Origin of the sequence: Glutamicibacter sp. AOP12-B1-11 (assembly GCF_052379245.1) — a bacterium.
Lineage (GTDB): Bacteria > Actinomycetota > Actinomycetes > Actinomycetales > Micrococcaceae > Glutamicibacter.
This window is the reverse complement of the sequence record NZ_JBQSYL010000087.1, coordinates 1-980: the sequence shown is the minus strand read 5'-3', so window position 1 is coordinate 980 and position 980 is coordinate 1. Positions and strand designations below refer to the sequence as shown.

Here is a 980-nt window from a genome sequence, read left to right as displayed (position 1 = left end):
GGGTAGAGCGGGTGAGCCTGCGCCAGATCCAGCACACGCTGCTTCAACTCCGGCAACACACCAGCATTACCATCAGCACCAGCAATCAAAGCCTGCGCAATAATCTCCGCAACCTCGCCAAACGCAGCCTCCGAGAAACCACGAGTCGCCAACGCCGGAGTACCAATACGCAACCCCGACGTCACCATCGGCGGACGCGGATCAAACGGCACCGCATTACGATTCACCGTGATCTCCACCTGCGCCAACAAATCCTCAGCCTGCTGGCCATCAAGCTCCGAATGACGCAAATCAACCAAAACCAAATGCACATCCGTGCCACCGGTCAACACGCTAATGCCCTTGGCAGCCACATCAGCCTGGCCCAAACGCTCAGCCAAAATCCGCGACCCAGCCAAGGTCCGCGCCTGACGCTCCTTGAACTCCGCCGACCCAGCAATCTTGAACGCCACAGCCTTACCAGCAATCACATGCTCCAACGGGCCACCCTGCTGACCAGGGAACACCGCCGAATTGATCTTCTTGGCAATATCAGCATCATTGGTCAAGATAATGCCACCACGCGGACCGGCAAGCGTCTTATGCGTCGTGGAGGTCACCACATGCGCATACGGCACCGGCGAAGGATGCAACCCAGCAGCCACCAAACCAGCAAAATGCGCCATATCCACAAACAAGTACGCACCGACCTTGTCAGCGATCTCACGGAAACGAGCGAAGTCCAACTGACGAGGATACGCCGACCAACCAGCAACAATCATCTTCGGCTGGCTCTCCACGGCGAGGCGCTCCACCTCATCCATGTCCACCTCGTAGGTCTCTTCATTCACACCATAAGGAACGATGTTAAAGAGACGACCCGAGAAGTTGATCTTCATCCCGTGGGTCAGGTGACCACCATGAGCCAAGTTCAGACCCATGACCGTATCGCCCGGGCGAACCAGCGCGTGGAACACCGAAGCGTTGGCCTGCGCACCGGA

The 980-nt window shown here is 57.8% G+C and carries 1 protein-coding gene; it reads right to left on the bottom strand.

Annotation, left to right across the window (positions count from 1 at the left end):
- Window positions 1-980 (bottom strand): serine hydroxymethyltransferase (glyA, locus tag ACT3UQ_RS19710; protein WP_444637820.1); only part of this gene is annotated, 980 nt, incomplete at both ends.